This window comes from Streptomyces buecherae, from assembly GCF_014295035.1.
Lineage (GTDB): Bacteria > Actinomycetota > Actinomycetes > Streptomycetales > Streptomycetaceae > Streptomyces > Streptomyces youssoufiensis.
Genome location: NZ_CP060404.1, coordinates 7,441,371 through 7,465,248, shown reverse-complemented (window position 1 = coordinate 7,465,248; position 23,878 = coordinate 7,441,371). Strand labels below are relative to the sequence as shown.

20 protein-coding genes and 1 pseudogene are annotated in these 23,878 nt (G+C 76.0%); 13 read left to right on the top strand and 8 right to left on the bottom strand.

From position 1 onward, the window contains the following. Positions 1–30: 30 nt before the first annotated feature. Both ssgD and H7H31_RS29840 read left to right on the top strand, forming a co-directional pair. Complete coding sequence (gene ssgD, locus H7H31_RS29845) at positions 31–444, top strand: spore wall synthesis regulator SsgD (protein WP_176160686.1); 414 nt, start codon at positions 31–33, stop codon at positions 442–444. Further along, complete coding sequence (locus H7H31_RS29840; protein ID WP_187061937.1) at positions 437–1,435, top strand: PP2C family protein-serine/threonine phosphatase; 999 nt, start codon at positions 437–439, stop codon at positions 1,433–1,435. Before ssgD ends, H7H31_RS29840 begins: the two co-directional genes overlap by 8 nt. Here the strand turns inward: H7H31_RS29840 and H7H31_RS29835 are convergent. Beyond that, positions 1,407–2,270, bottom strand: coding sequence for an isocitrate lyase/PEP mutase family protein (locus tag H7H31_RS29835; RefSeq protein ID WP_187061936.1), 864 nt, complete (start codon positions 2,268–2,270; stop codon positions 1,407–1,409). The two genes, H7H31_RS29840 and H7H31_RS29835, sit on opposite strands and share 29 nt — an antisense overlap. 429 nt (positions 2,271–2,699) lie before the next feature. On the opposite strand from H7H31_RS29835, the gene H7H31_RS29830 reads away from it, so the two are divergent. The 6 genes from H7H31_RS29830 (at position 2,700) to H7H31_RS29805 (ending at position 10,299) form a co-directional block, all read left to right on the top strand. Then, complete coding sequence (locus H7H31_RS29830) at positions 2,700–4,442, top strand: transcriptional regulator (protein ID WP_187061935.1); 1,743 nt, start codon at positions 2,700–2,702, stop codon at positions 4,440–4,442. 199 nt (positions 4,443–4,641) lie between these two features. Further along, the gene (locus tag H7H31_RS29825) at positions 4,642–6,192 is read left to right on the top strand and encodes an ABC transporter substrate-binding protein (RefSeq protein ID WP_187061934.1); all 1,551 of its coding nucleotides are present in this window, start codon (positions 4,642–4,644) and stop codon (positions 6,190–6,192) included. Then, complete coding sequence (locus tag H7H31_RS29820; protein ID WP_187061933.1) at positions 6,177–7,241, top strand: ABC transporter permease; 1,065 nt, start codon at positions 6,177–6,179, stop codon at positions 7,239–7,241. The genes H7H31_RS29825 and H7H31_RS29820 overlap by 16 nt, the downstream gene beginning before the upstream one ends. A gap of 17 nt (positions 7,242–7,258) precedes the next feature. Next, a complete protein-coding gene (locus tag H7H31_RS29815; protein ID WP_187061932.1) occupies positions 7,259–8,131 on the top strand; it encodes an ABC transporter permease in 873 nt (290 codons plus the stop codon). After that, the gene (locus H7H31_RS29810; protein WP_232110141.1) at positions 8,128–9,837 is read left to right on the top strand and encodes an ABC transporter ATP-binding protein; all 1,710 of its coding nucleotides are present in this window, start codon (positions 8,128–8,130) and stop codon (positions 9,835–9,837) included. The genes H7H31_RS29815 and H7H31_RS29810 overlap by 4 nt, the downstream gene beginning before the upstream one ends. A 201-nt stretch (positions 9,838–10,038) precedes the next feature. Beyond that, positions 10,039–10,299, top strand: a complete 261-nt coding sequence (locus tag H7H31_RS29805; RefSeq protein WP_232110140.1) for a DUF5988 family protein — start codon at positions 10,039–10,041, stop codon at positions 10,297–10,299. 183 nt (positions 10,300–10,482) lie between these two features. Here the strand turns inward: H7H31_RS29805 and H7H31_RS29800 are convergent, their stop codons facing one another. Then, positions 10,483–11,010, bottom strand: a complete 528-nt coding sequence (locus tag H7H31_RS29800) for a hypothetical protein (RefSeq protein ID WP_187061931.1) — start codon at positions 11,008–11,010, stop codon at positions 10,483–10,485. A gap of 615 nt (positions 11,011–11,625) precedes the next feature. On the opposite strand from H7H31_RS29800, the gene H7H31_RS29795 reads away from it, so the two are divergent. From H7H31_RS29795 to H7H31_RS29785, 3 genes are all read left to right on the top strand, one after another. After that, positions 11,626–12,831 (top strand): DUF1266 domain-containing protein, encoded by a 1,206-nt coding sequence (locus H7H31_RS29795; RefSeq protein WP_187062206.1) that lies wholly within the window; start codon positions 11,626–11,628, stop codon positions 12,829–12,831. Positions 12,832–12,925: 94 nt separating this feature from the next. Further along, positions 12,926–14,512 (top strand): sensor histidine kinase, encoded by a 1,587-nt coding sequence (locus H7H31_RS29790; protein WP_408647998.1) that lies wholly within the window; start codon positions 12,926–12,928, stop codon positions 14,510–14,512. 7 nt (positions 14,513–14,519) lie between these two features. Next, positions 14,520–15,215: a response regulator transcription factor gene (locus H7H31_RS29785; protein ID WP_187062205.1), complete on the top strand. Its 696-nt coding sequence runs from the start codon at positions 14,520–14,522 to the stop codon at positions 15,213–15,215. Between the two features lie 111 nt (positions 15,216–15,326). Here H7H31_RS29785 and H7H31_RS29780 read toward each other — a convergent pair. After that, a pseudogene (locus tag H7H31_RS29780) lies at positions 15,327–15,917 on the bottom strand (phosphatase PAP2 family protein); the annotation flags it as partial. 148 nt (positions 15,918–16,065) lie between these two features. Continuing rightward, positions 16,066–17,430 carry a radical SAM protein gene (locus H7H31_RS29775; RefSeq protein WP_187062204.1) on the bottom strand — a complete coding sequence of 455 codons (1,365 nt, stop codon included), beginning with the start codon at positions 17,428–17,430 and terminating at the stop codon, positions 16,066–16,068. Between the two features lie 429 nt (positions 17,431–17,859). Here H7H31_RS29775 and H7H31_RS29770 point away from each other — a divergent pair, with 429 nt between their 5' ends. Further along, entirely contained in the window at positions 17,860–20,700 is a 2,841-nt protein-coding gene (locus tag H7H31_RS29770; protein ID WP_187062203.1) for a SpoIIE family protein phosphatase, read from the top strand. Positions 20,701–20,790: 90 nt separating this feature from the next. On the opposite strand, the gene H7H31_RS29765 is transcribed toward H7H31_RS29770, so the two are convergent. Next, positions 20,791–21,201: a YunG family protein gene (locus H7H31_RS29765; RefSeq protein WP_187062202.1), complete on the bottom strand. Its 411-nt coding sequence runs from the start codon at positions 21,199–21,201 to the stop codon at positions 20,791–20,793. Positions 21,202–21,339: 138 nt separating this feature from the next. Continuing rightward, positions 21,340–22,302 (bottom strand): D-2-hydroxyacid dehydrogenase family protein, encoded by a 963-nt coding sequence (locus tag H7H31_RS29760; protein ID WP_187062201.1) that lies wholly within the window; start codon positions 22,300–22,302, stop codon positions 21,340–21,342. 287 nt (positions 22,303–22,589) lie between these two features. Between H7H31_RS29760 and H7H31_RS29755 the strand changes: the two genes are divergently transcribed. After that, positions 22,590–22,943 carry an ArsR/SmtB family transcription factor gene (locus H7H31_RS29755; RefSeq protein WP_187062200.1) on the top strand — a complete coding sequence of 118 codons (354 nt, stop codon included), beginning with the start codon at positions 22,590–22,592 and terminating at the stop codon, positions 22,941–22,943. A gap of 78 nt (positions 22,944–23,021) precedes the next feature. Here H7H31_RS29755 and H7H31_RS29750 read toward each other — a convergent pair whose 3' ends face one another. Both H7H31_RS29750 and H7H31_RS29745 read right to left on the bottom strand, forming a co-directional pair. Continuing rightward, on the bottom strand, positions 23,022–23,606 hold the full coding sequence (locus H7H31_RS29750; protein WP_187062199.1) for an RNA polymerase sigma factor: 585 nt from the start codon (positions 23,604–23,606) through the stop codon (positions 23,022–23,024). Continuing rightward, positions 23,599–23,826, bottom strand: a complete 228-nt coding sequence (locus tag H7H31_RS29745) for a hypothetical protein (RefSeq protein ID WP_187062198.1) — start codon at positions 23,824–23,826, stop codon at positions 23,599–23,601. Before H7H31_RS29745 ends, H7H31_RS29750 begins: the two co-directional genes overlap by 8 nt. Positions 23,827–23,878: the final 52 nt, after the last annotated feature.

The window sequence follows — 23,878 nt, the reverse complement described above, 5'->3', positions numbered from 1 at the left end:
GGACCCGCACCAAGAGCAAGGGAGCAGGCGTTGTCCATCGTCATAGACCAAGCCATCCGGGCCCGGCTGATCGCCTCCGCGCCCGGCACCCGGGCCATCCCCGCACGACTGCGGTACGAGCCCACCGACCCGTTCGCGGTCCGCGTCTCGTTCCCGCCCGCCGCCTCCCTCGACGGGTTCGAAGTGGAGTGGGCCTTCGGCCGCGACCTGCTGGAGGAGGGGTTGCGCCAGCCCGCCGGCAGCGGGGACGTGTACGTCTGGCCGTGCAGTGCGGAGCGGATCGTGGTGGAGTTCCGCGCCGACGAGGGCATGGCCATGGTGCAGCTCAACTCGGCCGACGTGCGGGAGTTCCTCGGCCGCTCGTACGCGCTCGTCCCGGTGGGCGAGGAGGGTGGGTACCTCGATGTGGACGCCGACCTCGCGGCGCTGCTGCGGGATGCCTGAGCCGATGGGCGCCCGCTGCGAGACCGCGCCGCCGCCCACCGCGCCCGGCCTGGGTCAGATGCCCGGCCTGGCCCCGGCGCCGGCGTCCGGCCGCCCCACGCGGCTGCCGCAGCCCGCGCCGGCCGGTGGCGGCGTGCTGGGCGCCTCCCGGCCGCGGGGCCCGGCCGGCCGGGACGCGGCGGCCGGCGCGCCGGCGCCGCGGACGCTGACCGCCGCATCGCGCAACGTCCCGGCCGACTCCGGCGAGGCCAGCGGCGACGTGTGCGCGGTCCGGCAGACCCCGTACGGCCTGCGGCTGCTCATCGGTGACGTGCGCGGCAAGGGCCCGCGGGCCGCCGTGGGGGCCGCCGCGCTGCGTCGGGCGTTCGAACGGGCCGCGGACCGGGTGCCCACCCTGTCCGTCCTGGTGGACACCCTGGAGTGGGCGTTGGTCGGCGCGACGGCCCGGCCCTCGGGAGCGGGCGCCGACGGGGCCGACGCGACCGACGACGCCACCGAGAACTTCGCGACCGTGCTGGTCGCCGAGATCAGCCCGGACGGGCAGGCGCTGCGCCTGGTCAACCGGGGCCACCCGGCGCCGCTGTTGCTGCGCCGCGGCCAGGTGCGCCGGCTCGAACCGCGCCAGCGGCTGTTGCCGTTGGGTCTCGGTGCGGTCTCCGGCGCCGGCCAGGTGCCCGCGCCGGCCGGCCCGTACGCCGACGAGGTGGCCTTCCCCGAGGGCGCGTCGCTGCTGCTGTTCACCGACGGGGTCACCGAGGCGCGGGACGCGCACGGCGTGTTCTACGACCCGCTGGCGCGGCTGGCCCGGTTCGCCGGCGCCGCCCCCGCCGACCTGCTCGACGTGCTGCACCGCGATGTCCTGCGCCACACGGGCGCGGCGCACGGCGCGCGGACCCTCTCGGATGATCTGGCGATGGTCGCGGTGCGCCGCGCGGCGCGCGCCGTGGGCCCGCGCGGTGTGGTTACGCGCGGCGCTCGAAGAGGCCGTTGAGTTCGGGGTAGCCGAGCCCCTCGGCGAAGCTGGTGTACGTCCCCGAGGTCAGTACCTCGCGCGCGGCGCGCCGGGTCAGTGCGTGCACCGACTGCGCGATCGCCGCGCCGACGCTGATCCGCGCCACGCCGAGCTCGGCGAACTCCTCGACGCTCGGCGCCCCCGGCCACACCATCACGTTGAGCGGGGCCGCGACGCCCTTGACGAGCGCGGTCACCGTCTCGAAGTCCACGACGCCGGGCACGAAGACGCCGTCGGCGCCGGCCGCGACGTAGGCAGCCGCCCGCTCCAGGGTCTCGTTCAGCCGGGTCTCGGGCTCTCCCACGGAGGCCAGGTAGACGTCGGTGCGCGCGTTGATGAACAGCGGCACGCCGACCTCGTCGGCCGCCTGTCGCGCGGCGGCGATCCGCGCGGCGTTCTCCTCGGTCGAGCGCACCGCGGGCCCCTCGGGCGCGTGGCTGGCGTCCTCCAGGTTGATGCCGACCGCGCCCGCGGCGAGCACGCCGCGCACGGTCGCCGCGACGTCCTCGGCGGCCTCTCCGTAACCGGCCTCGATGTCGGCGGTCACCGGCACGTCCACCGTGGCCACGACGCGCGCGATCAGCTCGACCGCCCGCTCGCGGCTCAGCCGCTCCCCGTCGCCGAAGCCGAGCCCCCAGCCGACGCCGGCACTCGTAGTGGCCACGGCGGCGGCCCCCGCCTCTTCGACGATGCGCGCGCTGGCCGGGTCCCAGGCGTTGGGCAGCACCAGTGGCCGCTCGCCCGTGTGCAGGTCACGGAAGGTTCGGGCGCGCTCGATCTGGGTGGCGAGGGTGGTGGGTGTCTCGTTGCTCATGCGCCAAGTCCACCAGCCCGCGCGGCCGTTCGGCTGGCGGATTTCCGACATGATCATCCGCACTTCCGGCCTTCGGCGGAGCGCCGGCCTCGGCGGGTGACCCGAACAGGGTGCGATCAGTGTCCGCCGGACCGCAACCGTCTTGGCCGTACGACGGTCACCTTGGGTGTCACCGACGCACAGGGCGCGGGCGGACGCGGTACGGGGCCGGCATGCCCCCGGGCGGCCGACCCCGACGACGCGGCGCGCGCGGCACGTCCGCGCGGCGACTGGCCGGCGGCGGATGGCGTGCGGACGGCACCCGTACGGGGCGCGGCGCGTACCGGCCGTGGCTACCGCGGCGGGGACGGCGCGGTGCCCGGCGGTGTCGGCATCACGCGGGTTCGAGTGGGATTGAGCGGGATCACAGGGAAACGGGGGGTGGCGCGGATGGCGAGCGCGACCGAGATCGAGAAGTTCGCGGAGTGTCTGCGGGAGTTAAAGGAGCGATCGGGGCGGAGTTACGGCGCGCTGGCCCGCCGGCTGCACGTCAGCACCTCCACGCTGCACCGCTACTGCAACGGCGACGCCGTGCCGGCGGACTACGCCCCGGTGGAGCGGCTGGCCAGGCTCTGCGGCGCCGCCCCGGACGAGTTGGTGGAGCTGCACCGCCGCTGGCTGCTCGCGGACGCGGCCCGCCGCACCGTCCCCGGCCGCGGGTCGCGCTCCGCGCGGGGCGCGGCGCCGAGCCGGGACGCCGTCGTACCGGACCCCGAGGCGGACTCCCCTGCCAGCGCCGCCGCGGCGGACGCCGCGCCGGCCCCTCGCGCGGGCGGCGACGCCGGAGGCGACGAGCCCGGCGGCGCGCGTACGCCCACCGGGACTTCCGCCGGTGCGCCGGCCGAGGCCCCGGCCGAGAGCGACGGGCCCAGCGTCGCGGAGGGCGAGCCCGCCGGAGCGGAGGGCGGTTCGAGCACCCCGGGTGGCGGGCCCGCCCCCGCCGACGTACCCGGCGCGGGCACACCCACCGCCCCCGCGCCCGCCGAGCCGGCGGCGGGCACTGACGCGCCGGATGGGGCGCGTGGGCCGGCTCGGCCGCGCGCGGGGCGGGCGCTGCCCACGCGGGTCGCCTCCGGGCTCGCCGCGCGGCTGCGCGGGCGGCGGGCCGTGGCGTGGTCCGCGGTCGGCGCGGTGCTCGCGGCGGCCGTCATCGGCGTCGCCGCGGCGGCGAGTTCGCCGCCGGACGGCACCGGTGGCCGGGGCGCCGCGTCCGGCGCGGAGCGTGGGCGCGCCGCCGCGCCCGAGGCGACGGCGGCGACCCGGCCGGGCGGCCCGAGTGGTCAGCCGCAGGGCGAGCGGGGCGGGGCGGGCCGCGAGTCGGCCGCCGAGCGGCGGACGGACGCGGGCCGGCGCGGGCAGGCTGAGGAGAAGCGGCCTGAGCCCACGACGGCCGCCCCGGACCGCACGCCCACCCCCGGCGGCTCGTCCCGCACCGGCGCGCCGTCCGCCGGTGCCACGCCCGACGCCGACGCGGGGCGCGGCGGGGCGCACGGTGGGCCGGGCGCCGGTGCGGGCACGCCGCTGACGCTCAGCACCCGCTCGCACGTGTGGGAGAACGGCTGCGACCACCGCTACCTCGTGGACCGCGAGCCCGCCGAGGTCGCCCCGCCCCCGGTGGAGCAGGACGCGCCCGGTTGGGCCAGGGCGCACGGGGCCGTGCACGGTGGCACCACGATCGTGGAGGTGACCGTGGCCGGGCGCTCCTCGCGGGCGGTGGTGTTGCGCGGGCTCCAGGTGCGGGTGGTCGGGCGGCAGGCGCCGCTCGCGTGGCCGGCGTTCGCGATGGAGAACGGGTGTGGCGGTTCGCTCACGCCGCGCGCGTTCTCCGTCGACCTGGACATGGCCCGTCCGCTGGCCAAGCCCACCGACGGGTACGACGGCCAGCGACCGCTGCCCGCCGTGCGCTTCCCGTACCGGGTCTCGGCCACCGATCCGGAGGTGCTGCGCGTCAACGCCCGTACGCTCGCCTGTGACTGCCAGTGGTACCTGGAGCTGGACTGGGTCAGCGGCGACCGGCAGGGGACGGTACGGATCGACGACGGCGGCCGACCGTTCCGTACCAGCGGGCTCAAGGGGCGCCCGGAGTACGGCTACTGGTCGTCGGACGGCGGCTGGCTCCGCGACGGCGGCTGATCGGATGAGGTGGCCGCCCACGACGGCGTGCGCGCCGCCCGCGCGGGGGTGCGCGCCCGTCTGCCCAGCGCACTTGGCCGCGCGTGCGACGACGATCACCAGCCAGCCGAGAACCCGGCCCTTGCAGCTTTAGGCAAGCCTTACCTACTGTTCGATCCGCGTCTGAACAGTACGAACACACCGGCGGATCGGGGACAGCATGGATGCGACGAGAAGGCAACTGCTGTGGGCCGGTGGCGCATTGGGGACCACGGCCCTGCTCGGCGCGTGCGGCGGCGACGACCCCGCCCCGGCGGCCCGGTCGAACGGCTCCGAGAAGCCCCGCAGGGGCGGCACGCTGCGGGTGGGCGCGCTCGGCCGGGCCTCCGCCGTCACCCGCGACCCGCACGGCGTGCAGGCGAACGAGAGCGACTACCTCATCATCGCCCTCGTCTACGACACGCTCACCGCACCCGGCGCGAAGCCCAACACCGCGCCCCGGCTCGCCACCAGGTGGACGTCGTCCAAGGACCTGCGGACCTGGCGGTTCACCATCGCCGAAGGCGCCACCTTCCACGACGGCTCGCCGGTCACCGCCGACGACCTGGTCTGGTCGCTCAAGCGGCTGCGGAACACCCAATCGGGCGCCTCCCGGATGCCGGGCGTGGCGGCGAGGAACATCAGGCCGTACGGCAGGAACGGCGTGGAGCTGGTCTCCGACTACCCCAACGCCGAACTGCCCCAACTCGTACGGCTCTCCACCTTCATCCTGAAGCGGGGCACGCCGGAGAAGGAGATCCACCAGAGCCCGGGCACCGGTCCCTTCAAGCTCGACTGGTACCGCGGCGGCAACGCCCGGCTGGTGCGCAACGACGCGTGGCACGGCGGGGAGGTGCTGCTCGACGCCATCGAGGTACGGCTCTTCGAGAGCCCGCAGGCGCTGTCCAACGCGCTCCTCGCCGGCCAGCTCGACCTGGCGTCCAACGTCGGCGCCGTCGCCGCCCGCACGGCCGAGCGGCGCAAGGACATCCAGGTCGTCAGGCGGCGCGACGACATGCCGCTGCCGATCGTGATGCGCACGGCCGACGGCCCGTTCGCCGACCCGCGGGTGCGCGAGGCCCTGCGGCTCGCCGTCGACAGGGAGGCCATGGTCGAGCAGGCGCTCTCGGGCTACGGCGTGGTCGGCAACGACATCATGGGCACCGGCGACCCGGCGTACGACCGTTCCCTGCCGCAGCGGGTCCGCGACCTGGACCGGGCCAGGAAGCTGCTGGCCGAGGCGGACTTCGACCTGTCCAGGACGTACGAGCTGGTCACCACCGAGGACGTGGCCGCGCTGGCCGAGTCGGCCACCCTGTTCGCCAGCCAGGTGCGCGAGGCCGGGGTCAAGGTCAAGGTCGTCAAGCGGGACTCGACCGTCTTCTACGACGACGTCTGGCTCAAGGGCGACCTGTACACCACCTACTGGGGCACCAACGACTCCGTCGTGTTCTTCGCGAGCAAGACGCTCTCGGCCGACGCCGCGCAGAACGAGGCGGGTTGGCGGGACGCGCCCTTCGACGCCGCGTACCGCAAGGCCATGCGCACCGCCGACGCCAGCGAGCGCGCCACGCTGCTGCGTGAACTCCAGAAGATCCAGCACGAGAGGTCCGGCTACCTGCTGTGGGGCGTCGCCGACGGCATCGACCTGGCCGCGGCGCCCGTACGCGGCCTGCCCAAGCTGCCCGGGTACGGGCGCGTCCAGCTTGAGCGCGCGTGGCTGGCTCGCTGAGGGGCGCGGCGCGGCAGCCCGTGACACCCGCCGAGCGACCGCGCGCCGACCGACCGGCGCCCGACGCCGGCGCGTCGGAGCGCGGCGCGCCCGGTGGGCTGGCCCGCGCCGGGTCGGCCGCGGCACGCCTGGCCGGGCTGCTCGCCCGCCGCGCCGTGCTGCTCGCCGTGCTCCTCGCGCTGGTCTTCGGCGCCGTGGAACTGCTGCCGGGCGACGCCGCCGACGCCACCGCCGAACGCGGCGAGTCCGCCGCCGACATCGAGGCGCGCCGCCATCTGCTCGGGCTCGACCGGCCGGTCCTGGAGCGCTTCGCGGACTGGATGGCGGCACTGCCCACCGGCGACCTGGGCACGTCGGCGCGCGGCGAGTCGGTCGCCGCGCTGCTGAGCACGCCCTTCCCCAACACGCTGCTGCTCGGCGGCCTCGCGCTCCTGGTGACCGTGGCGGTGTCGTTGGCGCTCGGCTGCTGGGCCGCGCTGCGCCCCGGCGGCGCGGTGGACCGGGCCGTGTCCGGGAGCGCGACGGCGGTGCTCGCGGTGCCGGAGTTCGTGGTGGCGGTCGCGCTGGTGCTGGTGTTCTCGCAGTGGGCGGGCTGGCTGCCGGCCGTGACCATCGCCGACGCCGCCGGTACGCCCGCGTCCTGGGACATGCTGGTGCTGCCGGTGTTCGCGCTGGCCATCCCGCAGATCGGCTGGAACACCCGGATCGTGCGGGCCGCCCTCGCGGACGAGGCCACGGCCCCGCACGTGGAGACCGCCGTCATCGACGGGCTGCCCCGGCACCGGGTGCTCAGCCACCACCTGCTGCCGGGCGCGCTGCCGGCCATCGCCGCGGGCCTGGCCACCTCGACCGGCATGCTGCTCGGCGGCGCCGTCGTGGTCGAGACGATCTTCAACTATCCCGGCGTCGGCTCGGTGCTCGCCGGGGCCGTCACCGACCGCGACGGGCCCCTCATCGCCGGCGTGGTGGCCCTGACCGGCGCGGTCATCAGCGGCGTGCTGCTGCTGGCCGACCTGGTCCGGGCCAAGGCGTCCGGGGGGCGCGGATGAACCTCCGGAGGGCACGCATGACCGTCTCCGCCCGCCCCACGGGCCCCACCCACCGACCCGCCCCGGCCACCCGGTCGGGCCCTGGCCCGTGGGGCGTGGCGCTGCGCACGGCGCCCGCGCTGCTGCTCGTCGCGCTGGCGGTGGCCGGCCCCTGGCTGGCCCCGCACGCCGTGGACGCGCCGGTCACCGCGCCGTACGCCGAACCCGGCGGCGACGCGGCGCTGGGCGGCGACCAGCTCGGCCGCGACGTACTGAGCCGACTGCTCGCCGGTGGCCGGCAACTCATCGGCACCTCGCTGCTCGTGGCCCTCCTGGTGACCGGCATCGCCGCGGTGCTCGGCGCGGTCAGCGCGCTGCGTCCCGCCGTCGGCCGCTTCGTGGAGCGCGCCGCCGACGTGCTGATGCTGCTGCCCGCCGTGCTCGGCATCCTGCTGATCTCGCTGTCCTGGCCGGACGGCGACCGGTTCGCGGTGGTCACGGCCGCCGTGGTGCTCGGCGTGCCGTACGCGATACGGCTGACGGCGGGCGCCGCGGCGCCCATCGCGGCCTCGGGGTACGTGGAGGCGGCGACGGCCGGCGGCGAGGGGCTGTGGCACCTGGTGGTGCGCGAGGTGTTGCCGAACCTGCGGGCCACACTGCTCGCGCTGTTCGGGCTGCGCTTCGTCGCCGCCGTCTACCTCGTCGCCACCGCGGGCTTCCTCCAGGTCGGCCCGCAACCGCCGACCGCCGACTGGGCGTTGATGATCCGGGAGAACTCGGCCGGCATCCTCCTGAACCCCTGGGCCGTGGTGGCCCCCAGCATCGCCATCGGCCTGCTGGCCATGAGCGTCAACCTGGCGGCCGTCGCGCTCGTCCCGCAGGCCGGCCGAAAGGCGGTGACCGCGCTGTGACCCACCGAGCGCGCTGGACGTCCAGGAAGCACCCGCGCGAGCGCCCCGCACCACCGGCCGCGGCGCCGGGGGCCGACTCGCCCGACGCCGCCGAGCCGGCCGTACGGGTCACCGACCTCACGGTGGTCAGCACCACGGGCGGCCACCCGCTCCTCGACGCGGGCTCGTTGACCGTACGGCCCGGCCGCGTGGTCGCCCTCACCGGGCCCTCCGGGGCCGGCAAGACCACGTTGCTGCGTGCCGTCTGCGGCGCGCTCCCGCCCGGCACCGAGCGCGCCGGCGGCGAGGTCGAGGTCCTCGGCCGCCCGGTGCTGCGGCTCACCGAGCGCGAGTTGCGGGCGTTGCGCCGGCACCACGTCGCCTACGTCGGCCAGGACCCCGGGTCCCGGCTCAACCCCCGGATGCGGGTGCGCTCGCTGCTCCGCGAGACGGCGGCCAGACCCGGGCCCGACACGGTGGAGCGGCTGCTGGCCGAGGTCCGGCTGCCGGTGGACGAGGGTCTGGCCGACCGTCGCCCGGGCGCGCTCTCCGGCGGCCAACAGCGGCGCGTCGCCCTGGCCAGGGCGCTGGCCAGGGAGCCGGTCGTGCTGCTCCTCGACGAGCCGACGGCCGGCCTGCACCCCGCGCTGCGCGACGAGGTCGGCGACCTGTTGCGGCACCTGGCCACCGAACACCGGCTCGCCATCGCGCTGTCGTGCCACGACGCCGACCTGGTGTCCCGGCTCGCCGACGAGGTGGTCGAACTACGCCCGGCGGCACGCCCGTCGAGCACGGTCGCCCCGTACGCCCCGGGCACCGCGCTCCCGGCGCGACGCCCCGCCCCGAGCGCGGACGCGCCGGCCCGGCCGCCCGCGCCGACCGAGGCCACCGTTCCTTCCGTCGCTCCGGCCACCGCCGCCCCGGCCACCCCGGTGGCACCGGCCCCGGCGCTCCTGACGGTGCGGGACCTCGGCGCGGTGGTGGGCCCGCGGCGCGCGCGGCGCACCGTGCTGCGCGGCGTCGGCCTCGCGCTACCGGCCGGCGGGTCCATCGGCATCGTCGGCGTCTCGGGGTCGGGCAAGACGACGCTGGCCCGCGCCGTGGTCGGGCTGCACAAGCCGACGGCGGGCGCCGTCGCGTTGCGCGGCACGCCGCTGGCGGCCTCGGTGCACGGGCGCTCCCGCGACCAGCGGCGCCGGATGCAACTCGTCCCGCAGGACCCGCTGGGCGCCCTCAACCCGAGCGTCACGGCCGGCGCCGCCATCGCGCGCCCCCTGCGACTGCACCACCGCACGGGCGGCGCCGACGCCCGCGCACGGGTGGCCGAGTTGCTCGAACAGGTCGCGCTGCCCGCCGACTTCGCCGACCGCTACCCGCACGAACTCTCCGGCGGACAGCGCCAGCGGGTCTCCATCGCCCGGGCCCTCGCGGCCCGCCCCGACGTGCTCGTCTGCGACGAGGTGACGTCGGCGCTGGACGGCGAGACGGCGACGGCGATCATGGACCTGCTGGTCGCCCTGCGCGAGCGGCACGGCCTCGCGCTCGCCCTGATCAGCCACGACCTGCGGCTGATCGGCGACCGTACCGACACGGTGCTGGTGCTCGACGCGGGGCGTGCGGTCGAGGCGGGGCCCACGGAACGGGTGTTCCGCGCGCCGGAGCACGCCGTCACCCAGGCCCTCCTGGCCGGCCGCCTCCCCGCCGTCGGACCGGCCTCGGTGGCGTGACCGGCGCCCCCACGGTGCGGGTGACGCAGGTCACTGCCAAGCCCCTAACGCCCCCAGAAACACCGGCGGCCCCGACGAATCGGATTTAGGGGTTACTTGGGGCGCCGAGCTGCTGCTGAACTGCGGGAGAGGCGGCCCGTCGCCTCGCTGGAGATCGTGCACCCGCCTCCACCGCGCCGCTCACCGGAGGAGCTTTCCCTCGTGACCAACGAACTCGCGACCGAAGACGTTCTGCCCCGCCAGCCCGCGCCCACCGAGGCCAACATCATCCTCCGTGGCGGCCCCGCGGAGGACCTCCCCGAGGACGAGCGCGTCCGGTACGTGCCCGACCCCGGGTCCATGTTCAAGCTGCCGCGCGGGAACCACTACGCGCACTTCGCGCCGACCACGGAAACCGTCGCCCACGGCGAGCACGCCCTGCGGGTGTTCCGGTGGACGCGTACCACGTACGTCGCCGAGTAGCCGGCCCGCCCGGCCACTTCGGCCGTGGCGTCCACCCGTCCCACACCGACGGCACCACCCCGCACGAGCACGCGGCCACGGAGCCCCTGGGGGGACCGTGGCCGCGTGCTCGCGTGCCGTGCCGTGCCGTGTGACGGCGTACCCGCCTGCCGCACGCCGCGCGTACGCCAACGGGGTCGCGGGCTACGAGGTGGGCATCTGCCGCGAGAACTCGTCGGTGCCGCTGTCGCTCCAGGTGATGGTCAGCTTCTGACCACCCTCGCTGATCGCCGCCTTGCCGGTCATCGTCTCGCCCTGGCAGGTGGCGTTGACGTTCATCTGGTCGTCGGAGGTGCCCGAGCACGTCATGGTGCCCATGCGCATGACGAACGCGCTGCCGGAGACGCTGAGGATGCCCACCTGTCCGGAGTCGGTGCGCTCCGTCGTGTACCAGAGGCCCTGAGCGCTGCTGGCGTCCGAGCCCCCGGTCGAGCCGGTGCTGCCCGAGGTGCCCGTCGAACTCGAACCACCGATCAGCCCGGTCGAGTCGGGGCCCGGGATCTTGATCTCGTCGCCGCCGGTGCCCTCACCGCCGCCGATGGCCTGATTGCCACCCTTGTCGGGCTTGCCGAACAACGACCCGCCGTCGTCGCCGTCGTCGCCACAGCCGGTCAGCGTGAGCGCCAGTGCCGCGACAGCGGCAGCAGCGGCGATCTTTGTCTTGTTTCGCACGGTAGGTCCCCCGTCATGCCCCGATCAATTGCCCGGGAAACCTAGCAGGCCGTGGCGGTTTAACAGACCGTCGGGCGGGGTCCGTCGAGGCTCGGGGACACAATCGATATCCAGCCGTTGCACAGCGGACCACCCCACTCCGCCCCCACAGCCCGCGCACCCCGCTCCTCCCCCACCCGCCCCACCGATGCCCCACCGCCTCGCGCACCGGCCCCCACCTGGCCTTCCTCCCGCCGAACCACCCGCGCCCGCCGGGCGGAAGCAACCGCCGCACACCGCGCGACGCGAACACCCCCCTAGCCACTCACCCCGCCCGACCCCTAGATCTCTCCCTGAACCCCTATGTGCAGACCCGTGGCGTTAGTTGCCCGGGAACGGCGTGCGGGCACCCGGGCGTCGCACCGGGCGGCCCGTCGCGTACGGCACGCCAGCGCCCTCACCCGCACCGTCGGGCTGACGAGCCGCGCGCCACCCCCACACGGCCCACCCCGTCGCGGCGCGGGCTCACCCGGCCCGGCGCGCGGTGGCGCGTAACCGCCGGCCGCGCACCGTGCGCCGGTATCGGATGCGGATGGCACCCATGGCGGGGCGCCCCGGCGGGGAATACTGACTGCCATGGGGACGCCGATCATCGGAGCTGCCGCACAGGTGCCCGCGTGGGTGCCGCCGACCGACGTCGAGAGAGCACTGTTCGAGGCGAAGGCACGCCAGGACTGGGACGGTTACCTACGGGTGCTGTTCGCCGCGCCGACCTTCGCGTACGCCCCCAGACAACTCGTCGACGACGACCAACTCATCGCCTGGGTCCCGCACACCGTGGCCCACGGCCCGCGCTACCTCGCCGTCTACACCCGTGGCGAGCTGACCACGCCGCGCGCCGGCGAGGTCGCCTGCTCCATCGCGCTGCCACTGGCGCCGTACGTGTGGTGGGGCGAGAAGCTGCGCGGCATGGTGGTCAACCCGGGGACGCCGACCGAGGCGTTCTTCCCCGGCGCCCGGCGCAAGCGGCGGCGCTGGCTCGCGTTGCGGGACCAGATGCCGAGCCGCGAGCCGGCCGGGGAGGCGGCGGCCGGGGCGCTGCTGACCAAGTACACCGGGCCGCTGCGCGGGCGGCTGGCCATGGGCCTCGCCTGCGGGGCGCACCTGTCCGTGCACCGGCGGGCGCTGTGGAACGACCTCACCGACGTCTACGCGGACTACCGCGCCGACACCAAGATCCTGCGCGAGGCGTGGGGCGCGTCCAGCCGCGCCCAGTGGCGCCGGCAGCTCGACTTCCTCCTCCGGGGCCGCAACAGCCCGCCGCAGCCCGAGTTCGTGCTGCGGGTGCGGCGCGGCATCGCCCGCGGCGCCCCCGGCGCGCCCGTCGACCCGCGGCTCTGGCAGCGGGCGGCGGCCGAGACGCTGTACGAGCGGGGCGCGACCGAGGCGGAGTTGGTGGAGGCCCGGGAACTCATCCAGCGCATCCTGCGCTACGAGGCGCGGTTCCGCGCCGACGGGCTGCTGCCGCCCGACGGGCACGTCGCCTCGGCCACGGGCTACGACTTCGGACGCGCGGTGAGCGTCGCGCGCTGGGGGCTCGGCGCCCGGTACGCGGACCGCGCGGAGGTCGAGGCCGCCGTGATCAGGGCCGGCTCGCTGTGTCGCCGGCACTACACGTCCTGGTCGGACTTCTCCGCCGGCTACGTGCTCGGCCGCGTGCTGCGGTTCGACGAGGAGGCGTTCGGGCCGATGTACACCTCGGCGCTCGCCCCGCACCGCATCCTGCTCGACACACCCGGCAGCCCCTGGCGCACCCTGGCCTTCGCCGCCCCCGGCGAGTGAGAGCCCGGACCCCGGGTCGGCACGGGCCCGTGGGCGGCCGGGGCGGGATTGGACTTTCGGCAGTGTCGGGCCGTGGCGTGGTCTTCGTAGGGTCGTGGGCGTGGAGAGCACGACGATCGATGGCGGGCGCGACCGCGGCGGGGCCCCGCCGCGGTCGGCGCGGGGTGGCGTGGCCTCGGCGGTACGGGGGGTGGACCCCGGGCACCTGCTGACGGCCGTGGCGACGGTGACGGCGGGGCTCAGCGTGGTCAGCCTGTGGTGGGCGCTGCCCACCGCCGTCGCCGCGTTCCTGGCCGGGCGGCGGCCGGGCAGGACGCTGCCCACGGCGCTGGTGCTCGTCGCCCTGTTGGCCGCCGGCCTGGTGGCGATCACCGTGGTGCCCGCCTGGCTCGAACTGTCGAGCATCTTCGTGGCGGTGGTGGTGGTCGCCGCGATGCTCCCCTGGTTCTCGGGGCGGTTCTGGCGGCAGTACCAGGAGCTGGTGCGGGCCGGCTGGCAGCGGGCCGGGCAGCTCGAACGCGAGCAGCGGCTCGTCGCGGAACAGGCCCGGCTGCGCGAGCGCGCCCGGATCGCCCAGGACATGCACGACGTGCTCGGCCACGACCTCTCCCTGATCGCGCTGTCCGCCGGCGCGCTCCAGCTCAGCCCCGACCTGGACGAGCGGCACCGGGCGGCGGCCCGCGACATCAGGGCCCGCGCCGCGGCGGCCGTCGAGCGGCTCGGCGAGGTCGTCGGCGTGCTGCGCGACGCGTCGGACGCCGCGCCGGAGCGGGCCCGCGCCGCCACCCTGGAGCGCCTGGTGGAGGAGGCGGCGCAGGCCGGCCTCGCGGTGCGGCTGCGCGTCGCGGGCGACGCCGCCGCGGCGCGCCCGTCGCCGGTCGCGGAGCGGGCCGCGTACCGCGTCGTGCAGGAGGCGCTGACCAACGCCGCCAAGCACGCGCCGGACGCGGAGGTGGCCGTGCGGGTCGACTACGGGGACCAGGAGCTTGAGGTACGGGTCGAGAACGGGCCGCCGCCGGGCCGGGGCGGCCGGGACCCGGCCGCCGCCGTCGAGGCCGGGCCCGGCGCCCCGCTCGCGGTGGCCGGGGGCGGGCGGGGGCTGATCGGCCTCGACGAGCGGGTGCGGCTGGCCGGCGGCAGCTTCGCCTGCGGCCCGCACGCGGCGGGCTTCGCGGTCACCGCCCGCATCCCGCACACACCCCCCGCCCGCCCCGAGCGGCGCCAACCGGCGGCGGTCGAACCCTGGGAGTGGCCGACCGGTGGCGTCGGGCAGCCGGGCGGGCCGGGTAACCCGGACGCTGGCGCGCTGCCGCGCGAGCACCAGCGGGCCCGCCGGCGGGTACGCCGCACGCTGGTGGCGGCGCTGATGCTGCCGCTGGTCACGGGAGCGGCGCTGAGCGCCGTGCTCGTCGTGTGGAACGCGGTGACCACCTCGCGCGCCGTCCTGGACCCGGCCGACTACGCCCGGCTGCGGGTGGGGCAGGATCGTTCCGATGTCGAGCGGGTGCTGCCGGACCAGCAGACGGTGCACCGGCCGCCCGCCGCGCCGCCGAAGGGCGGCCCGAGCACGTGCGAGTTCTACGCGGTGACGGCCGACCCGTTCGACGACCGGTCGGGCGACGCGTACCGGCTGTGCTTCAGGGGCGACCGCCTGGTGTCGCTCGACGTACTGACGAGTTGAGGACCCCGTGATCCGCGTACTGATCGCCGACGACGAGGCGATGATCCGCGCCGGCGTACGAGCCGTGCTGACCACAGCGCCCGACATCGAGGTGGTGGCCGAGGCCGCCGACGGGCGGGCCGCCGTGGACCTCGTGCTGCGGCACCGCCCCGACGTGGCCGTGCTCGACATCCGGATGCCCGGCACGGGCGGCATCGAGGCGGCGGCCGAGATCGGCAGGACCGCGCCGGGAACGGGCGTGCTCATGCTGACCACCTTCGGTGAGGACGACTACATCCTGCGGGCGCTGGGCGGCGGCGCCGTCGGCTTCCTGATCAAGTCCGGGGAGCCCGAGGAGTTGATCGCGGGGGTCCGCGCGGTGGCCGACGGCGCCGCCTACCTGTCACCGAAGGTCGCCGCCCGAGTGGTCGCGCACCTCGCGGCCAGCGGCGCCGGGGACGCGGCGGGCCGGCGGTCGGCCGCCCGCGCGCGGGTCGAGGCGCTCACCGCCCGGGAGCGGGAGGTGCTCACCTTCCTGGGCGCCGGGCTGTCCAACGGGCAGATCGCCCGGCGGCTGCACGTGGTGGAAGGCACGGTCAAGGCGCACGTCAGCGCCATTCTGGCCGGGCTCGGCGTGGAGAACCGGGCCGCCGCGGCGGTCGTCGCCCACGAGGCGGGCGTGGTCGCCCCGGCCGGGCGCCCCACGGGCCCCGGCCGCGGGTGAGACCCGGGCGACCAGCGGCGTGATGGCGCGCGCGGCGAGCGGCCCCAGCGCGACGAGCACGGCGGCCGTGACGCCGCCGCCGAGCACCGCGCCGGCCAGCACGTCGTGCGGGTAGTGCACGCCGAGCACGACGCGCAGCAGCGCCGCCGCCACGGCCAGCGGCAGGGTCACGGCGGCCAGCCGGGGGCGCAGCACGGCGAGCCCCACCGCGATGCCGGCGGCCAGCGTGGCGTGGTTGCTGGGGAAGGACCAGTCCCCCGGCTCAGGGCACTCGCCGAGCACGGCGGCGCCGCGCAGCGCGCGACACGGCCGCTCCTCGTCCACGGCGAGCTTGAGCGCCTCGCTCGCCGCGTAGGCGGCCACGGTGCCGACGCCGACCAGCAGCGCGCCGGCCACCTGCCGCGCGTCGCCGCGCCGCACGGCGCGCCAGCACGCCCAGGCCAGCAGGGCGCCGAGGAGGACCAGCGTGCCCTCGCTGGCCAGTTCGCTCAGGGTGGCGCACCACGACGGGGCGCCGTCCAGCGCGTCGCCCAGCGAGCGGTACGCCTTGGCCGACGGCCCTTCGGTGACCTGGACCGGGTCCGGCTCGCCGACGCCGCCCGGCGCCAACCAGCCGACCACGCCGCCGACGGCCGCCAACAGGCCGACGGCGAACAGGGGGCGCCGCGCGGCCCGGGAGAGTGTGGGAGATGTTCGTTCCATGGCCACTGAACGTAGAAGTGGCCGTGCTGGGAGACCCGGGTCGAACGGCAGGCCGCGCCCCCCACCTTCGTCGGGGTTGACACGCGCGTCGGGGTGGCCGCGGCCCGCGCCGCGACCACCCCGACGGCACGGCGCGGGGCCGCGCGGGTCAGACCTGGGTGCTGCCGGCCGGCTCCGGCGCGTCGGCGTCCTCGGGGGCCGGCGGGAGGCTGTCCATGAAGGAGCTGACCGAGAACACGGCGCGACCGGGACCGGGCGGGCCGTAGCCGGGCGGCGAGGTCAGACCGTACTCCTCCAGGGTGGCGCGGTAGGTCTCCAGGAGTCGGATGTGGTACTCCAGCGGCGCGCCGTTCGGGTTGGCCTTGCCGAGCGGTGTGGTGGGCTCGGGGCACCAGGTGGTGAAGCGGGGCACGACGCCGTGGGACATGAAGAAGCGCAGGCCCTCGGTGGTGGAGTCGATGGCCTCGCGCACCGTGGTGAAGCCGAAGGGCTCGGCCATCTCCACGCCCGCCACGAAGTTGGGGATCACGTTGCGGGGGCCGAAGATCTCGGTGGAGTCCAGGATGCGCCGGTGCCACTCGTCGCGGCCGACGTAGCGCTCCTTGCCGGGGCAGTACAGCTCGAACAGCCGCCGGTCCCAGACCTCGAAGTTGGGGTGGTAGATGCGGATGCCGTAGTCGTGGAAGCGCTGTACGTCGTCGCGCGGCAGCGCCTGCGCCACGACCTTGCCGATCCACCGCCCGGGGAACCGCTCCTCGATGGCCTTCGCGTAGTGGCCGTAGAAGTCGGCCTCGTCCCGGCCGCCGACGTGCGAGGTGATGGAGCCGCCGGTGAGCGTGTACGCCTGCGAGGCGCGCGCCGTGTCGTACCGGTCGATGATCTCCAGCGCCTCAAGGACCTCCTCGACGGGCTTGACGCCGGTGTACGGGCGGCCCGCCGCCTTGTGCTGGCGCCAGTTGTGGTTGATGTCGCAGTACTGGCACTCCTCCTTGGCGCCGAAGTACTGGCACACCCGGAAGACCGTCAGGTACACCAGGTAGCCCCACTGGATGGTCGGCGCGACCTCCATCACGGACTTGCCGTTGGCGAGCGTGTGCCGGTAGTAGTCCGGCATCGGCGGCAGCCCGACGTCGGCTATGCGGGCCCCGTCCAGGTACAGCCCGAGCGCGCCGTCGGCGCCGGCCCGCACCACGTACGGCGACGCGGGGTTGACCCGCACCGAGACCACGGTGCGCCGCAGGTCGTAGGGGCCGCCGGTGAGCACGATCTCCTCGGGCGGCCGGTTGAGCGCGGCGGCGCCGAGTTCGGGCAGCGTGCGGTGGTCGAACGAGAAGATGAAGTACGACTTCGGCTTGACGTCGCCGGACGCGCCGTCGGCCGTGCCGCTCAGCGCGGACTCGTCGAAGGCCATACCGCCGCGCAGCAGGTCCTCCTTGATCACCGCTTCCCCGGGCACCTGCGGGAAACGTGCCATCAGGTCTTCGACGAGCGCGGTCCGGCTTCGGCTCTCCATGTGCTGCTCCATCCCTGGCGTCCTGGGCGGCCACCGGTTCGCCGGCTGCCGGCCACTGGCACCTCATTGCACCAGAGCAGCCGCCGGGCCCACAGCGCGGGGTCCGCGCGATGCCGGCCCGTGCCGCCGCGAGCCGGGCGGCCCGTGGCCCGCGCCTGGCACCCGGGCGGCGGGCCCCCGGGTGTGCCGTCCCGGAGCGGGTCGCCTGGCGTGGAGCGGGCGCGGAGTGGGCGCGGAGTGGTGCGGCTCGCCGCGCGGGGTGACGCGTGCGCCGGCGTGGCGGGGGGCGCCGGGCGTACAGTGGCCGTCCGTCGACCGATGACCTGACGTCCGTCGCGGCCTGGGCCACTCGGTGTCCTACGGTGCCCGCCCGGCACCGGTGAGCCGTCTGGCGGGCGCCGGCCAGGACGCCGAGCGAGGTGCACGCGTATGCGACGCGCGGACAAGACCGAGGACCCCGTGTCCGCTCTCAGCGACCCCGCCGGGGCCGTACTGGACGCCCACGGCACCATTCTGGGCTGGACCGACGAGGCGGCCACGCTGCTCGGGCTGGCCGGTGACCAGGCGTGCGGGCGGCCGGTCACCTCGCTGCTGGCCGACCGGGACCAGTGGCGGCAGGCCCTGCGGACCCGCACGCCCACCGTGTGGGAGGGGCGGGTGGTGCTCCGGCACGCCGCCGGCCACGAGGTGCCGGTCGTCTTCCGGGTGCTGCCGCTGGGGGGCGACGCGGGCCGGGTCGACGCGGCCCGCTACCTGGTCCTCGCCGCGGCGCGCCCCACCTACGAGCGCTGGCGGCAGGACATCGCCTTCTCGCACGAGCTGTTCTTCCAGGACCGGATGGGCGTCCTCCTCTTCGACGTGGACCTGCGACTGGTGCGCACCAACGCGCACCTGCTCTGGTACTCCGGCGTCCCGAGCGACCTGGCCGGCCACCGGCTCGGCGACTTCCTCTTCCCCGAGGACGCGGCGGTCCTCGAACGGCACCTGGCGGAGGTGCTGCGCACCGGTGACCTGCGGCTCGGCGTGGAGGTACTGATCCGCACCCGGGAGGACCCGCGGGGCGGGCGGCACATGACCATCTCGGCGTTCCGGCTGCGCGACCCGCACGACGGCGGGTTGGTGGGGGTGGCGGCGTTCTTCACCGACATCACCGACCACGTCCGCGCGCGGCAGCGCCTTGACCTGCTGCACCACGCGGCGGCGGTGCTCGGCGAGTCGCTCTCCATCATCCGTACGTGCGAGGACCTGACGACCGTCCTCGTGCCCGGCCTCGCGGACCTCGCGGCCGTCGACCTGGCGGACCCGGTGCTGATCGGCGAGGAGCCCGCGCACGACGGGGAGCACCTGTTCGCGCTGCGCCGGATGGCCGTGGCCGGCGCGGACGACAGCCCACTGCCCACCGGGCCGATGACGCTCGGCAGCATCGACACCCATCGGGCGACGGACATCGCGGCGGCTGCCGAGGCCGTGGACGGCAGCCGGGCCGAGGCCGTCTCGCGCGGCGGCGGGCCCTCCGAGCGCGCGGGCCACGGCGGCCTCGTCGCCGACCTGCGGCGCACGGCGACCGCCGACGGCGCGCAGACCTCCACGGGCGCGGCGGACGGCGCCGCGGGCGACACCCAGGCTGCCGACGCGCCGTCACCTGCCGCGGCGCGGGCGGACGGCAAGCGGGCGGACGGCAAGCGGGCGGCCGACCGACAGGAGGCCGACCGGCAGGCGGCCGACCAGCGGAAGGCCGATCAGCAGGCGGCCGGCGAGGGGGCGGGCGCGACCGGCGGGGGCGCCACGGCCGGCGCGCTGGCCGACGTCGGCACGGGCGCCAGGGGCGAACGCTGGGTCGACCCCGAGACGCCCGGCCAGCACGGCGCCGACGGCTCGGGCGACGCCCACGCCGGGGCGTCCGACGCCAGCGACGAGGTGCTGGCCTGGGCCCGGTCGGTGCCCGGGGCGCACTCGGTGATGACGGCGCCGCTGCACGCGCGGGGCATCCTGCTGGGGCGCGTGACGGTCTGGCGCACCGAAGCCCTGGAACCCTTCGACGCCGAGGACCTGACGCTGCTTGAGGAGGTGGCCGCCCGCGCCGGGCTCGCCGTGGACAACGCCCGGCGCTACACCCGCGAGCGACGGGCCGCGGTCAAGCTCCAGCGCAGCCTGCTGCCACCCGCGCTCACGGACGTGGTGGCGGCCGAGACGGCCAGCGTGTACCTGCCGACGGACGCGGCGCGCGGCGTCGGCGGCGACTGGTTCGACGTCATCCCGCTCTCGTCGGCCCGGGTCGCGCTGGTGGTCGGCGACGTCGTCGGGCACGGCCTCCAGGCCACGGCCACCATGGGCCGGCTGCGCACGGCCGTGCGCACGCTGGCCGACCTGGACGTGGACCCGGAGGAGTTGCTGACCCACCTCGACGACCTGGTGCTGCAACTGACGGTGGAGGCCGACAGCGACCGGCCCGGCATCGAGGACGGGGCGCCCAACTCGATGACCGACTCGGTCGGGGCGTCCTGCCTGTACGTCACGTACGACCCGGTCACCGGGCACTGCGTCATGGCCAGCGCCGGGCACCCGCCGCCCGCGCTGATCTCCCCGGACGGCTCGGTCCGCTTCATCGAGCTGGACCCCGGGCCGCCGCTGGGCGTGAGCAGCCTGCCCTTCGACATCACCGAACTCGACCTGCCCCCGGGCAGCGTCCTCGCGCTGTACACCGACGGCCTGGTGGAGCGGGGCACCGGCGACGTGGACGAGGGCATGGCCGAACTGCGCGCCCGACTGCTACGGGCTGACGCGCTGCACCGCCCGCTGGCGGGGCTGCCGCGCGAGGTCGTCACCGATCTGCCGCCCAGCCGGCTGCCGGACGACGTCACGCTGCTGCTGGCCCGCACCCGGATGCTCCCGGAGAGCGACCGGGCGGCCTGGACGCTGGCGGCCGACCCGGCGCTGGTCGCCGGCACCCGGGAGCTGGTCGCGGGCCAACTCGCGGAGTGGGGCCTGCACGAGCTGACCTTTACCACCGAGTTGGTGGTCAGCGAGCTGGTCACCAACGCCATCCGGTACGCGGGCGGCCCGGTCGAACTCAGGCTGATCCGGGCCGGCGTGCTCATCTGCGAGGTGTCGGACCCGAGCAGCACCCAGCCCAGGATGCGCCGCGCCCGCGCCACCGACGAGGGCGGACGCGGCCTGTACCTGGTCGCCCAGCTCACCAGCCGCTGGGGCAGCCGCTACACCCGGCACGGCAAGACGATCTGGACCGAGCAACCGCTCCCGGACGTCTAGGAGTACGGGCCGGTAGGAGTACGGGCCGGTAGGGGTACGAGCCGGCCCGCTCCCGGGTGGCGAGCGGTGTGCCGGTCGCGCGCCGGCGACTCACACCGCGACCACCGCCCGCCGTTCCCGGGCCTCGTCGAGACGGGCGAGCACGCGCTCGCGCAGCAACTCGTACTCCGCGCGCAGTCGCACGATCTCGGCGGGGCGGGGTATGACCACCCCGCCGCTGACGATCTCCTCCGGCGCGAACTGCTCCCGGGTGAGGTCGATCTCCACGCCCATGCCCAGCCGGTTCCACCAGTGGAAGTCGGTCTGCTCGCCGTTCACGTGCACCATGCCGCGGATCAGCTCGCCGCCGAGCAGGTCGTTGAGCACCATGGCGGTGACCCCGCACTGGTCCCGGGCGGGGTTGTCCGGCGTCCACCGGTCGCGGTACTCCGGCGTGCAGGTGTCGGCGCCCCAACTGGCGCGGACGGCTTGTTCGATGTCGGTGAGCAGCCAGTACGTCATGGGCTCACCCTGACACGAGGCACTGACAATCCGGGTTCGGGCGATCCCGGGCCGGGCGGCCCCGGGCCCGGCGGTGATTCCGGGCCCGACAGCGGTCCCGGGCCCGGTGGTGGTCCCCGCGCGGGTGGCGGCGGGAACTCACGGCTCCAGGCGGCGGATCGGCGCCCCCGCGAGGTAGGCCCGGATGTCCTCGACGGCCTGCCCGTAGTACCTGCGGTAGTTGCCCCGGGTGACGTAGCCGAGGTGCGGGGTGGCCAGCAGGCGGGGCGCCGTGCGCAGCGGGTGATCGGCCGGCAGGGGCTCCTCGTCGAAGACGTCCACGGCGGCGCCGGCGATGGTGCCCGCGCGCAGCGCGGCGAGCAGCGCCTCCTGGTCGACGATCGCGGCCCGCGAGGTGTTGATCAGGTAGCCGGTCGGCTTCATGAGGGCCAGCTCGGCGGCCCCGAGCAGCCCCCGGGTGCGGTCCCCGAGCGCCAGGTGCACCGAGACGAAGTCGCTGCCGCTCAGCAGCTCCTCCCTGGTGCCGGCGTGTGCCACGCCGACCTCGGCGGCGCGCTCCGGGGTCAGGTTCTGGCTCCAGGCGACGACGTCCATGCCGAAGGCCAGGCCGATCCGGGCCACCCGGCTGCCGATCTTCCCGAGCCCGAGCAGGCCGAGGCGCTGGCCGGCGAGGTCGGCGCCGAGCGTGCTCTGCCAGGGGCCGCCGGCGCGCAGCGCGGCGTTCTCCGGGACCAGGCCGCGGGCCAGGCCGAGCAGCAGCGCCCAGGTCAGCTCGACCGGCGGGGTCGGGGAGCTCTCGGTGCCGCACACGGTCACCCCGTGAGCCTCGGCGGCGGCGAAGTCGATGACGGAGTTCCGCATGCCGGAGGCAACGAGCAGGCGCAGCCTCGGCAGGCGGGCGATGAGCGAGGCGGGGAAGGGCACCCGCTCCCGCAGCGTGACCACGATGTCGAAGTCGGCCAGGGCCGCGGCCAGCTCGTCCTCGGTGCCCAGGTGCTCGGCGAAGGTGACCACGTCGACCTCGCCGGCCAGGGCCGCCCAGTCGGCGCTCGCGGCGGCCACGCCCTGGTAGTCGTCGAGAACGGCGCAGCGGTGGTGCATCTCGGTGCTCTCCCTGGTGGTCGCGGGTGCGGACGGTGCCCCCCTGCCTATCGCACGGGCCGCCCCGGCCGGCGCACCGGCCCCCCGTCGCGCGCTCACCGCCGGGGCGCGGAGGGATCGGTTCCGCTGTGGGAGAGCGCCGGGGACATGCCGCCGGGCGGAGCGCCGAACGGCCCGTGGCCCGCCGTGTGGTTCCCCGTTCGCGGGCGGGCCCGTGCGGCCTGGCCAGGCATGCGGGGCCTGATCGGTCCTTGGCGTCCGGGAAGTGCCGGTGTCACCATAGGCATATGCCCACGCTTCAGGAGACGGCCGCGGACCCGCGCGTTCAGCCGTGCTGCCCTCCGCTCACCCGGCAGGAACTCTCTCCCGCGGACGCGGCGACGATGGCCGCCATGTTCAAGGCGCTCGGCGACCCGGTCCGGCTGCGGCTCTTCTCCAAGGTCGCCTCCCACCCCGACGGAGAGGCGTGCGTGTGCGACATCGCCGACGTCGGCGTCTCCCAGCCCACCGTCAGCCACCACCTCAAGAAGCTGCGCGAGGCGGGTCTGCTGACCTCCGAGCGGCGTGGCACCTGGATCTACTACCGCATCGCCCCCTCCGTCCTGGCCGCCCTGTCCGTCATGCTGAGCGACGCGCCCTGACCGGGCCCCGGCGGACGCCCCGTACCGCCGCGCGGGGCGGCGCGGGACGCGCGTGCTCCCGACGCGGCCGAGCGCGCGTCACGGCGCGCCTTCCGGTGCGCGTCGTCCCAGGTGCTGCCTGAGGTGGGCGCGGGCCCGGGCCAGGTTCTGGCGGACCGCGGCGGGCGTCGTCTCCAGCGCGGCGGCCATCTCGTCCGTGCTGATTCCGTCCAGGTACCAGGCCATGACCTGCCGTTGCTTGCCCGGCAACCGGTCGAGGGCCGCGTGCACCCGGGCCTGCTGCTCGCGCAGGACCACGGCCTCCAGCGGGCCGCAGCCGCTCGCGCGCTCCGGGGCCGCGTCGGTGAGTTCCTCCTCCGGGCGCACGGACTGGCGCAGGAACATGCGGAGCGCCACGGTGCGCAGCCACGCGGCGCGGTGGTCGATGTGGTGCCAGCTCCGGAACGCCTCGATGAAGGCGGCCTGCGCGGCGTCGGCCGCCTCGTGGGGGCCGGCGCCGTGGCGCATGACGAACCGGGTCAACCCGGCCCGGTGCTGCCGGTAGTAGCGCGCGAAGTCCTCCCGCGTCCCCTCGTCGGCGGCTGCGGCCGGCTCGGCGGGCTGGCGCCGGCCCGGCCGGGGCGGGCCGACCGCCGGGCCGGGGCCGTGCCGTACGTCATCCACGGGCCGTGCCCCTCGGGAGGACGACGCGCACGCTGACCTCGTCAGCGCTGTGTGACTCGGCCAGCGTGCCGCCCGCCGGCAGGGCCCGCATCCGTTCGCTGATCCCCTCCTCGCGCAGCCGGAACACCTGGACGCGCACCCGTCCCTCCATCCACCGGGATGCCAGATACCATCCCGCCAGGAGTCCCGTCACGACGGCTCCGGTGACCACGACCACCATGTGGCCTCCTCAACTCTCCGCGTCGCGGTGCGGGGTGCACCGCGAACCCGCG